General features: G+C 36.5%; 8 protein-coding genes. 5 read left to right on the top strand and 3 right to left on the bottom strand.

Annotation, left to right across the window (positions count from 1 at the left end; all coding sequences use genetic code 11):
- Positions 1-126: 126 nt before the first annotated feature.
- From glgX to O1Q80_RS06835, 5 genes are all read left to right on the top strand, one after another.
- Complete coding sequence (gene glgX / locus O1Q80_RS06815) at positions 127-2,100, top strand: glycogen debranching protein GlgX (RefSeq protein ID WP_386693871.1); 1,974 nt, start codon at positions 127-129, stop codon at positions 2,098-2,100.
- Between the two features lie 147 nt (positions 2,101-2,247).
- Positions 2,248-3,555, top strand: coding sequence for a glucose-1-phosphate adenylyltransferase (gene glgC, locus O1Q80_RS06820; RefSeq protein ID WP_386693873.1), 1,308 nt, complete (start codon positions 2,248-2,250; stop codon positions 3,553-3,555).
- 107 nt (positions 3,556-3,662) lie between these two features.
- The gene (glgA, locus tag O1Q80_RS06825) at positions 3,663-5,093 is read left to right on the top strand and encodes a glycogen synthase GlgA (RefSeq protein WP_386693875.1); all 1,431 of its coding nucleotides are present in this window, start codon (positions 3,663-3,665) and stop codon (positions 5,091-5,093) included.
- A 72-nt stretch (positions 5,094-5,165) separates the two neighbouring features.
- Entirely contained in the window at positions 5,166-7,613 is a 2,448-nt protein-coding gene (locus tag O1Q80_RS06830) for a glycogen/starch/alpha-glucan phosphorylase (RefSeq protein WP_386686157.1), read from the top strand.
- 95 nt (positions 7,614-7,708) lie between these two features.
- Positions 7,709-8,437, top strand: a complete 729-nt coding sequence (locus O1Q80_RS06835; protein WP_386693878.1) for a hypothetical protein — start codon at positions 7,709-7,711, stop codon at positions 8,435-8,437.
- Between the two features lie 825 nt (positions 8,438-9,262).
- On the opposite strand, the gene sbcB is transcribed toward O1Q80_RS06835, so the two are convergent.
- Genes sbcB through O1Q80_RS06850 form a run of 3 tightly spaced genes read right to left on the bottom strand, consistent with a single transcriptional unit; the run spans position 9,263 to position 12,454 of the window.
- On the bottom strand, positions 9,263-10,678 hold the full coding sequence (gene sbcB / locus O1Q80_RS06840) for an exodeoxyribonuclease I (RefSeq protein ID WP_386693880.1): 1,416 nt from the start codon (positions 10,676-10,678) through the stop codon (positions 9,263-9,265).
- Positions 10,679-10,682: 4 nt separating this feature from the next.
- A complete protein-coding gene (locus tag O1Q80_RS06845; protein ID WP_386693056.1) occupies positions 10,683-11,537 on the bottom strand; it encodes an EamA family transporter in 855 nt (284 codons plus the stop codon).
- A gap of 8 nt (positions 11,538-11,545) precedes the next feature.
- Positions 11,546-12,454 (bottom strand): DUF5655 domain-containing protein, encoded by a 909-nt coding sequence (locus O1Q80_RS06850; protein ID WP_386693881.1) that lies wholly within the window; start codon positions 12,452-12,454, stop codon positions 11,546-11,548.
- Positions 12,455-12,475: the final 21 nt, after the last annotated feature.

Here is a 12,475-nt window from a genome sequence, read left to right on the forward strand (position 1 = left end):
CTCTCTGTTTACGGTTGGAGTGAAGATGGTGTTATAACGAAGCATTCGTCTATAGTATAGAGTGGTGTAAATGTATCATTTTCTTATATTTTTGTTGTATTATAATGGATTATCTTTAAATTATTTATGAAAACGTTATTAGGGGCGAATATTGAAATTCGCAATAATCAACAGGGGGTTAGTTTTGCCCTATATTCCAGCCAAGCACAAAAAATTGAATTATGTTTATTTGATTCAGAAGACAATGAAAAACGCTTTGCAATGGAAAAAAATGAACAAGATATTTGGCATTGTTGGATTGCTAATATTGAAGTGGGTACTAAATATGGTTATCGCCTTTATCCAAAATATGGCGTTAGCTTAAATAACCCTAACAAATTAATGTTAGATCCTTATGCCAAAATGGTAGTGGGAAAACCAGATTTATCTACTGCGAACAAAAGAGCATGGTTTTTGTTAAGTGATCAACGTGATAATGCCAAACTGGCTCCGAAAGCGATGGTTACTAATTCATCAAATTTTGACTGGCAAGGGGATAAACCATTACAAACGCCGTGGGAACATAGTATTATTTATGAATTGCACGTTAAAGGGTTTACCCAATTGCGTGAAGATTTGCCACAACATATTCGTGGTACTTATGCTGGTCTAGCTCATCCGAAAAGTATTGCTTATTTGCAATCTTTGGGGATAACTGCGGTTGAATTATTACCAGTAAATTTCTTTGTAAATGAACCGCACTTACAAGAAAAAAGATTAAGTAATTATTGGGGTTATAATCCGTTAGCGATGTTCGCTTTAGAACCTAGTTATGCTGCTACAGATAACCCAATGAATGAATTTAAACAAGCGGTGAAAGCCCTACATCAAGCTGGTATTGAAGTGATTTTAGATGTGGTATTTAATCATACTGCTGAGGGTGAAAAAGATTATCCTACATTCAGTCAACGGGGCATTGATGATCAGACCTATTATTACCATGATCAGCAAGGTTATTACTATAATTGGACAGGTTGTGGTAATACTTTAGATTTATCTTCGCCACAAGCTCGAGCATGGGCATTAGATTGTTTAAAATACTGGGTGAAAGAATATCACATTGACGGTTTCCGTTTTGATTTAGCTACTTGTTTAGGTAGAGAACAGCCGTATTTTAATCCGCAAGGCTTGTTATTTAAAGCGATTGAAAATGATCCGATATTAAGCCGTTGTAAAATGATTAGCGAGCCTTGGGATTTAGGTGATGGGGGATATCAAGTAGGAAATTTCCCAAGCTATTTTGCCGAATGGAATGACCGTTACCGTGATGACATTAAACGTTTTTGGCTGTGGAAAAGTGGAGCGTTAGGCGATTTTGCAGAACGATTAGCAGGTTCAAGTGATATATATCGTAAAGGGAATCAGTTACCCTATAAAACATTGAATTTTATCACCGCACATGACGGTTTTACATTGCGAGATTTGGTCAGTTATAACCATAAACACAATTTTGCAAATGGGGAAGATAACCATGACGGTCGTAATGAAAATTACAGCTATAATCATGGTATAGAGGGTTTAGCCGAAGGCTTGCCAGTGAATGAAAAAAGTGCGGTGGAAAAACAACGATTTTTAACCAGCGTAGCGTTATTACGTACATTGTTATTATCTAATGGTACCCCGATGTTATTAGCGGGTGATGAGTTTGGTAATACACAATATGGTAATAACAATGCCTATTGTCAGGATAATCAGATTAGTTGGTTGAAGTGGAGAAATTTTAATGAAGATTTATTTGTTGCCACGCAACAAGCGATTCAATTACGCAAAAAAATTCAAAGCTTAACCATGGGGCAGTGGTGGAGTGCAGCAAATGTAAGCTGGCTCAACGAATTTGGACATAGTTTGCAAGTAGCAGACTGGCAAGATTACGCTGGTAAAGCGATGCAATTTTTATTAGATGATCAATGGTTATTTGTAATTAATGCCAAAGATGAACTACAGAATTTTGTATTACCCGACGGCAAATGGGAAATGCTGGTGTCAAGTCATAGCAAAATGTTAAAAGGTCAAGGATTAGTTGTAGAAACCATAGATTTTTGTTTGTTACAACGGAAATGATCTGTTTTTTTGATTAATTTTTCAAAACTTTGAACCTTATCACAGAAAATTATTTTTATTTTCTGTATAGTATAATTAGATTATTAAATAGTCTTTAGTTTTTAACTGAAACGATTAGCCCACAATTTTATTTATGGAGAATTAATTATGAGTAGCAAAGTTGCATTACCAAACAAATATGAACTCGTTAAAGAAACATTAGTGTTAATTTTAGCGGGAGGACGTGGCTCTCGTTTACACGAATTGACCGATAAACGAGCAAAACCCGCACTTTATTTTGGGGGAAACCGTCGTATCATTGACTTCGCTTTGTCAAACTGTATTAACTCAGGATTAAACCGCATTGGTGTGGTAACACAATATGCTGCTCATTCTTTGTTACGTCATTTACAAAACGGTTGGTCTTTCTTACCACAAGAACGTGGGGAATTTGTAGATATGTTGCCAGCACGTCAACAAATTGATGATTCTACTTGGTATCGTGGTACAGCGGATGCGGTGTATCAAAATATGGCAATTTTGAAACATCACTACCAACCAAAATATGTGTTAATTCTAGCTGGCGACCATATCTATAAACAAGATTATAGCCAAATGTTACTTGATCACGTTTCTAGTGGAGCAAAATGTACCGTTGGCTGTATTGAAGTACCACGTTCCGAAGCCTCTGAATTTGGTGTAATGGCAGTGGATGAAAACTTGAAAGTGAAAGAGTTTGTGGAAAAACCAAAAGATCCACCAGCGATGATTGGTAAACCAGACATTTCATTAGCATCTATGGGAATCTATGTATTTGATGCAGATTACTTATATGAAGTATTAAACCGTGAAGTAAAATCACAAAATACCTCCCATGACTTTGGTAAAGATATTTTACCGAAATCTTTAGAAGAAGGTGTGTTATACGCTCATCCATTTAGTCGTTCTTGCATGGGTCGTAATACCGAAGGGGAAATTTACTGGCGTGATGTGGGAACATTAGACAGTTTCTGGCAAGCTAATATTGATTTAGTGTCAGAAAAACCACAACTCGATATTTATGACCAACGCTGGCCAATTCGTGGTAATCCAGAACAGACTTATCCGTCCAAATTCTTCTATCACAACCCAAGCATTAAACCTGTGGATAATTCCTTGATTTCTGGCGGTTGTTTGATTACCGATGCAAGTATCAGTTATTCCGTGTTATTCAATAACGTAAAAGTGAAATCGGATTCTAGCATCGATCATTGTGTAGTATTACCGCAAGTGACCATTGGTAAAAACTGTGTGTTAAGAAATTGTATTATTGACCGTCATGTGGTCATTCCAGATAATACCCAAATTGGTGTAGATATTGAGGAAGATCGCAAACGTTTCCGTGTGAGTAGTACAGGTAAAGTCATTTTAGTCACTGACTCAATGATTAAGAGATTGCAAGGTGAAAAAGTGACTAATGAAGAGCATTTAGATTAGTTTTGTATTCCGTGGGGGAAATTCAATGTATTCCCCATAAAACGGAACGTAATTTTTGGGCGGCAACACAAAACCGCCCCTACGTATTTAAGGAAAACATAAAGTAAATGAGAGTATTACACGTTTGTTCAGAATTATATCCACTGTTAAAAACAGGTGGATTAGCAGATGTAATGGGGGCATTACCTTTTGCTCAAAAACAAGAGGGTATTGATGCTCGAGTGTTATTACCAGGTTATCCAGCTATTTTTGCTGGTATTCCAGAAACCTATGTAGTGGCTGAGTTTTTCAATTTTGCTGGTCACATTTTGTTACGTTATGGTGAATACAATGGTGTAGGTGTGTATATTATTGATGCTCCGCATTTATATGATCGTCCTGGCAATCCATATCACGATCAATGGTATCAAGATTATACTGATAACTATAAACGTTTTGCCCTGTTAGGTTGGGTTGGAGCAGAATTAGCCACAGGGTTAGATAGTTGGTGGAATGCCGAAGTAGTACATTCTCACGACTGGCATGCTGGCTTAACCAGTGCTTATTTATATAACAAAGGTAAACCAGCTAAATCCGTATTTACCATTCATAATTTAGCCTATCAAGGTCGATTTGCTTATCAACATTTATATGAGATTGGCTTGCCAGCAGGTATGTTTCATGTTGATGGCTTAGAATTATATGGCGAAATTTCCTATTTGAAAGCAGGGTTATATTATTCTGATGCAGTTACCGCAGTGAGTCCAACTTATGCTAAAGAAATTACTCGCCCAGAATTTGCCTATGGTTTGCAAGGGTTACTTGGCACCTTAGAATATCAAGGTCGTTTACACGGTATTTTAAACGGCGTAGATGAAAAGATTTGGCATCCAAATAATGATCCTTATATTACTGAACATTATAAATTAAAATTTATGACGGGTAAGAAAAAGAATAAGGAACAGTTACAAGCCTATTTCAATTTACCGCAAAATCCAGATGTACCAATTTTTGTGATGATTACTCGTTTAACTGAACAGAAAGGCGTGGATTTATTACTTGAAACCACTGATGAAATTGTGAAACAAGGTGGACAACTTATTGTTTTAGGTTCTGGAGCCCAACATTTAGAACAAGGTTTATGGGGATTAACCCAGTATTATCCGCAAAATGTGGCGGTCAAAATCGGTTATGATGAAGCCTTATCTCACCTTATGGTAGCAGGTGGTGATGTAATTTTAGTGCCAAGTCGTTTTGAACCTTGTGGTTTAACACAATTATATGGCTTAAAATATGGTACATTACCGTTGGTTCGTAAAACAGGTGGTTTAGCCGATACAGTGGTTGACAGCACCAGTGAAAATATTAAAGCAGGTATCGCCACAGGTTTTGTGTTTGAAGATGCCGATCCACAAGGTTTGCGTTATGCCTTAAATAATGCCTTGAATTTATGGAAAAAACAACGTCTATGGTTCAGTGTGAGAGCAAATGCAATGGCTCAAGATTTTAGTTGGGCATTAGCTGCTCGCCATTATCTAGCACTTTATAACAGAATTTAGTTGTATTTTTCATCAAAGTGCGGTTAAAATACCGCACTTTTTATTTTATTAGATTTTATTAGGACTATTTCTATGCTCAAAATTCAAAACTATGAGCGTCCATCTCACGATGCAGGCTCACTGAAAAAAGCAATCGTCTATAAATTAGTTTATCTAATTGGACGCTCCCCCGAAGAGGCAAGTCAACGTGACTGGCTAAATGCGACCTTATATGCGGTACGTGATCTTGTTACCGAAGGTTGGATTTCTACCGCAAAACAATCAAGAGCGGAAGAAACTCGTCGTGTTTACTATCTTTCAATGGAATTTTTAATTGGACGCACCCTTTCTAATGCTTTAATTGCGGAAGGTGTATATGACAGTGCTAAACAGGCTTTACAAGAATTAAATATTGACTTGGAAGAAGTGTTAGCCAAAGAGGTTGATCCAGGTTTAGGTAATGGCGGATTAGGTCGTTTAGCTGCCTGTTTTATGGATTCATTAGCGACATTATCAATTCCAAGTATGGGCTATGGTATTCGTTATGAATATGGTATGTTCAGACAACGAATTATAGATGGTCGTCAAATTGAAAAACCAGATGCTTGGTTAGAAAAAGGTGTTCCTTGGGAATTTATTCGTCCTTCTAAGCGTTTTAGAATTCGTTTAGGCGGTCATGTTTATTTTGAAGGTAAAAAATGTATTTGGAAAAATGACGAAGAAATTACCGCACTTGCTTATGACCAAATGATTCCTGGGTTTAAAAATGATAGTGCGACAACTTTACGTCTTTGGTCCGCACATTCAGGTACTGCATTCAATTTAGCAGATTTTAATAAAGGGGATTATTTTAGTGCGATTGAAGAACGTTCTTCTTCTGAAAATGTTTCAAGAGTACTTTATCCTGATGACTCTACAATAGCGGGTCGTGAACTACGTTTACGTCAAGAATATTTCCTAGTGTCTGCTTCTTTACAAGATATTCTAAAACGCCACATTCGTACACACGGCACATTGGAAAACTTAGCAGATAAAGTGGCAATTCATTTAAATGATACTCACCCAGCTTTAGCTATTCCTGAATTAATGCGTATTTTAATTGATGAACACGGTTATGATTGGGAAAAAGCATGGGATATGTGTTGCCGCATTTTCTCTTACACTTGCCACACCCTAATGTCAGAAGCCTTAGAAACTTGGCCAGTAGAAATGATGGCGAAAATCTTACCACGTCATTTACAAATGATTTTCGAAATCAATGATTACTTCTTAGATCATGTTAGAGATACTGTTACTACGGATGAAGAATTTATCCGCCGAGTTTCTTTAGTAGAAGAAGGTGATGTACGTAAAGTACGTATGGGCTGGTTATCTGTTGTAGGTTCACACAAAGTGAATGGGGTAGCGGCAATTCATTCTGATTTAATGGTCACATCTACCTTTGCTGATTTCGCTCGTATTTACCCAGAACGCTTTACTAACGTAACAAATGGTATTACACCACGTCGTTGGATTGCAGTAGCAAACCCTGATTTATCAGCATTATTTGATAAATATATTGGCACAGAATGGCGTCGTGATTTAACTCAACTTGAACAATTCAAAAAATATATTCACGAACCAGAAGTGAAAAAAGCGATTCCAGCGATTAAACGTGCGAATAAAATCCGATTAGCAAATTATGTGAAAAAAGAATTAGGTGTAGAACTTAATCCTGATGCGTTATTTGACGTACAAGTAAAACGTATCCACGAATATAAACGTCAAAGTTTAAACGTATTACACATTATTGCTCGTTACAATGAAATGTTAGCTCATCCTGAAAAAGATTGGACACCACGAGTGTTCATTCTTGCAGGAAAAGCAGCATCTGCTTATTATGCTGCCAAACAAACCATTAATTTAATTAATGATATTGCTAACGTGATTAATAATGATGAGCGTTTACAAGGTCGTTTAAAAGTAGTATTTATTCCTAACTATAGCGTTAGTCTTGCTCAAATTATTATTCCAGCAGCGGATATTTCAGAACAAATTTCTTTAGCGGGTACCGAAGCATCGGGTACAAGTAATATGAAATTTGCTTTAAATGGAGCATTAACCCTAGGTACATTAGATGGTGCAAACGTAGAAATTTTAGATAATGTAGGCAAAGACAATATCTTTATCTTTGGTAACACCGTGGAACAAGTGGAAGAATTACGCCACCAAGGTTATAGTCCGTTTAATATTTACCAATCTGATGAGCAATTACGCCAAGTAATTGACCAAATCAGTAGTGGTTATTTCTCACCAAATGATCCAAATCGTTATCAAGATTTATTAAATGGCTGGCGTTATCATGATTTTTACCAAGCCTTTGCAGATTTCCGTAGCTATGTTGAAGCCCAAAAAGCAGTTGATGAAAAATACAAAAATCAACAAGCATGGGTAGATAGTGCGTTACAAAATATTGTCAACATGAGTTTCTTCTCATCAGACCGTACCATTGCGGAATATGCAGAAAAAATCTGGAAAATTGAGCCATTGAAATTGGATTAATGAGTAGGTTACAATAGTGAAAGTGCGGTTAAAAAAATTGTGATTTTTTGACCGCATTTTTATATGTTGATATTAATAAAATAAGAGAATATTTCATGAAAACGACATTAAAATTATCGGCATTAATGAGCAGCGTATTAGGTTTAACGGGCTGTATGTTGAGTGCTTGGATGAGTGATAAAATTGATGAGTCTAAAGCAACTCAACAATGGCAAGTTTTAGCAGATAAAGATGATATTGTGCTTGCAATCGCTAAAGCTAAACAGCCAATAAAAGGCTATGAACAGGCAATGATTTTAGTCGGTCAGAAACAAAGTTATTTAATACAAGATACTGATAGTAAAAGAGATATTTTGAATAAGATATTTACGCAACGGTTGGATTTTACAAATTTAATTGTTAGACCTCATTTGGATCACCATGAGAAAAGAGAGTATTTCCCTATAAAATTAGGCAATCACAATGGCTGTAATACTGAAAGCTGTTTAGCAGTTGATTTATCATTCTTTAAAGAGCGAGATATCAATTCTAATCAAGAAGAACAGAAATTAGAAAAAATAGGATTTGAATGTAATAGTGCTTGGCCAACGTATTTAGACTGTCGTTTAGATAATATTCAGTTTAGCATACAAACAGCCTCAGCTATACCCACATCAAAATTAGAATATCAATTTAAAAATCCAATGCGGATTAAATTTTTAAATTATACGCCTAATGGAGGTGATGTTTCTCGTAGTATAATGAAAGCCTTAATTCCTGTCACGTTAGCAATAGATATTGTTACATTTCCGATACAAATAAACACAATAGAAATACATAAATAAAATTTTCCCCTTACTAGATTGTTCTATTAATACAATTTTTAGGGGGAGAAAATCATTACTGATTACTGAAAAGAGATAAGTGACATTGTCACAGTAACATATTTTACACGAAATAATAAAAAATCCTACCGATAATTTACCTAATTCTTTTTCAGATTTTGCGTAGCGTTGCCAAAATAAAACTCTCTAAATAACATCAAATCTTAGTTTTCATTATCCCAATATTATATCGCCACCAATCTAAATTTTCTTCAGATTTCGCATAGCGTTATCAAAATAGCACATCAATATTTCTCAAAGCACACATATTTTGTTTTTTATTCATTTGCTTTTTAACGACATTTCTTAAACCATGAAAAGAGTAGTATTAAAAGTGACATTTATATTATATGATTTAACATAATATACATTATGCGAAATCTGTTATAGGGTTAGTGGATACTACGTATTAATTAAATCACAGACTTATCCACATACAGGATGAACTTGTCAAGCAAGATAAATAAAGGTTTCAAGCCATTTTCTACAGTCGATTTTATTGAGTTATACACTAGAAATAAGGAAATTGTATATAAATTGATGTGCTATTTTGATAACGCTATGCGAAATCTGAAGGAAATTTGGTTAGTGAAAATTTTAATTAAAACGATAATTTTGCTGTTGCATATCTAAAATCCCAATCCGTGTGCTAAAGTTTTTGGTAAATATTCTTGTTTGTATTTATTGAAAATATAAAAATAAAGCTATTCCAAAAAACAGAATAGCTTAAATTTATTAACCATATTTTTTTATTTTATTTCATTTCATGACATTGTCACTCAATAGTCACAACAACTTCATCGCATATTCATAAACCGAATGTAGTAACTGTAATTTTTTTTCATCATTACTATATTCATCTATCAGATTTTGCATTTTTTGCTCAAAATCCACCGCACTTTTTTCTAATTTACGGCGGCGGTAGCGTTCCCATTGCAACTGCTCTGTTCGGTTTAAGGTTTTGAAATAATGTCTAGCACGATAATGAAACAATAACTCCTCTACCCGTTTATCTTCAAAGGTTAAGCCGTGATTTGCCAACTGTTCAGGCGACAAGGTTCGCAGAATATTCTGATTATTGCGATCATTTGGGCTAAAGAAACCGCTGTATAATTGGGTTTCGACATTTTCACTGGGTTCAAATATCCGTTCTTGTGCAAAAATCTCTTCTACTTTTGACCGCACATCCATCGATTGACGCAGCTTTTGTAGATTTGCTAAGCAGAATTGGCGATCAATGCCTAAACGTTCGGCATTTTCAGGCAATAACACTTTGGCAGGAGCGAGAATCGGACATTTATTTAAATGCACTAATTTAAGCGGAACAGGCAAAATGCCTTGTTCTTCTAGCTCGGATTTCTTGGTATAGAGATTTTCTCGTAATTCATCGGCGGATTTCGTCAGTAAATCATCGATATTCTGTGCGAGATCGCAGACAATTAACGCATTTTGATTAATGGGATGCCACGCCAAGGGGGCAATCCAAGTGCAGTTGCCCCGATAATTGCCCAGCATTCCCGAAACGTGAACCAGTGGGGTCATTTCCGCCATATTGACTAAACTTTCAAGGGCTTTTTTGCCCCGATAATCAAAGAAAAATTGAAAAAATTTCGGCTGTTTTTGCTTAATCAATTTTGCCATCGCAATGGTGGCATACACATCCGCCATCGCATCGTGGGCGTTGCTATGTTCAATGCTATTGGCAACGGTCAATTTTTCCAAGCGGAAACTCGGCACGCCGTCTTCATCGTACGCCCATTCAATGCCATCGGGTCGTAACGCATAGCATGCACGCACCAAATCCAGCAAATCCCAACGAGAATTACCGTTTTTCCAACTGTACTCGTACGGGTCAATAAAGTTACGATAAAAGGTATAACGGGTCATTTCGTCATCATAACGAATATTGTTATAGCCGATAATACAAGTATTGGGCTGGCTAAATTCTGCTAAAATTTTTGCCGCAAATTCGGGTTCGCTTAAGCCTTTCTCATTACATTCTTGTGGCGTAATGCCCGTTACCAACACCGCTTCGGGACTCGGCAAATAATCATTGGTTTGCTTGCAATACAACATCACAGGCTCGCCAATAATATTAAAATCGCTGTCCGTTCGAATGCCTGCAAATTGGGCTGGGCGGTCTTCGCTCGGGCTAATACCAAAACTTTCGTAATCGTAGAAAAAATAGCTAAATTCGTTCATAACCTTATAATCTTAATAACAAAATCGCAATCACGCCTAAGATAATCCCAGCGATATTAATTTTGCTAATCCGTTCTTTAAAGGCGAATGCCCCGATAATCGTACCTAAGCAAATCACACCCACGTCCATCGTAGCAAATACGATGGTTGGGTTGGCTTTGTAGAATTGGTGGGCGTAAATATAAAACAGGATATTGCCGAAATTTAACGCACCAAGCAGGATACCTGCAAGCAAACTCGGTGCCGTCCATTGGGTACGTTTAATCAATAAATAAGTAAACATAATTACCATTGCACAGGCGAATGAGATAAACAAGGTGGCAGGAAATGCACCGCCTTGCAATGCAATTTTCTTAAATAAAATCCCCGTACTCCCCCAAATCAACCATACACCAGCTAATGCCAACGCAGCAATTTTCGCATTGCCCATACTGCCAGCTGGTTTATACAATAAGCCAAACAAGGCGAAGAATGCCACAATCACGCCGTAGGTTTTCATTTCCGTAATGGCTTCGCCGAAAATCACTACCGCAGCGATAATTTGCAAGAACAAGGCTAAACGTTGTGCCGCATCGGTACGCACAATCCCCCCGTGTTCCACCGCTTTCGACATCACAATAAAGCCCACAGGCAACAACACGCCAAGGGTTAAGAAAATCGGTTTAGACTCGCTTTCTAACACAAATTCCGTAAAGCCTAACCCTTTGAAATCAGGGGATAATAAGAAATAGCTGAGTGATAATGCGACCACATAACCAAAGGCGACCATTTGATCTGTTGCGACGTTGTAACGTTTTGACAGTTTAAATAACACAGACACCGACACACTGCAAAGAATGGCGAGAATGAGAAAGTGCATAAAAGCTCCTAAATTGTTTGTTTAATAAGACTCATAATATATTCCACATCACGAGAATCTTTCACGATGATTTGATAATCCCCTGTGCCGTGATGTCCTTTTTCTGACACATCTTCCGTGATATTTTTCGGATCATTTAATGTGCCTTTTTTCAGATTAATGAAAATTTTTAAGCTGTTGTGTTGAATTTTGATATAAGCAAGATTTTTTTTGCCTTTTTTAAAGGCAATATAATGTTTAAGTGCTTTAGGATCTAATTCTGTATCCAATCTTAAAATCGCTTCTTTAAATTGTTCATAAAGCTCTCTTATTTCATCATTTTTGTTTTCTAAATGTTCTTGTTCTGAATAGGCTTTGATTTCATCCACCACTTTCTCTAAATCCGCATTTTGAGCCGTTTTAATTTGTTTAAAACTCGGGGCAGATTTGGATTTTTTCAGCGGAACGACGGACACAATCCCCTTTTCAAATTGATGGATTTCCCATAATTCTATGGGTAAATCTTTGAAATTTGCCGCTTGATTTTGAAAATCCGTAAAGGCAGGGGAAACAAAAATCACCTTAGATTGCGACCAATCAAATTCATCTCGTTTTAACTTCGGCAAGCTGCTTTCGTAATATTCCACGATAAACTCGCCTTTGTTTTCTAGCATTAAATTTAGGTAAGAAATCCCCTGATCCACGACACTAAAATTTTGGCTACGTTTATATTCAATGATCACAAAAGCGTTATTTTCAGGATCAAAGACTAAGGTATCGATTCGGCTATTTTTAATACTAAATTCCGATTTTATCAGCTGATAATCGGAAATCACCGCCAGATTTTGCTCAAACAAGCGTTGAATTTCTTTTTCCAATTTAAAGGGCTTTTCGTTCAATGAAGATAAGCCGTTTTCGTTTTGTTTAAATAGCAACATTGTCCTATTTCCGTAAGGGCG

The sequence above is a fragment of the Lonepinella sp. MS14435 genome (assembly GCF_042485795.1).
GTDB lineage: Bacteria > Pseudomonadota > Gammaproteobacteria > Enterobacterales > Pasteurellaceae > Lonepinella.